The sequence below is a fragment of the Shewanella sp. AS16 genome, assembly GCF_021412365.1.
Classification (GTDB): Bacteria; Pseudomonadota; Gammaproteobacteria; order Enterobacterales; family Shewanellaceae; genus Shewanella; species Shewanella salipaludis.
In genome coordinates, this window is the sequence record NZ_JAKCLK010000330.1 from 1 (window position 1) to 287 (window position 287).

Annotated in this window: 1 pseudogene; it reads right to left on the reverse strand. The window is 55.1% G+C overall.

The annotated features are described in order from the left end of the window. Positions 1–249 (reverse strand): annotated as a pseudogene (gene dnaG, locus LZP73_RS20520) (DNA primase); the annotation flags it as partial. Positions 250–287 lie beyond the last annotated feature (38 nt).

The window sequence follows — 287 nt, forward strand, 5'->3', positions numbered from 1 at the left end:
TAGATATATTCGCAGCGTTTCGCCCGGCACTTGCGATATCAGTGGCAGTGCCAGCGTACTCAAACGTGCGCGCCCGTCAGGGGTACTCAGATCAACTTGCGGCATCAGACTGTTAAACAGAAATGCGGAGAGTGGCATCGCCTGCTCCATCCGCGCTTCAAACGCTTCTTTACCTTCTTTTCGTACCAGCGTGTCAGGGTCTTCGCCATCAGGCAAAAACATAAAGCGTAGCTGACGACCGTCTGTCATGTAAGGCAGCGCCGTTTCCAGCGCTCGCCAGGCGGCAT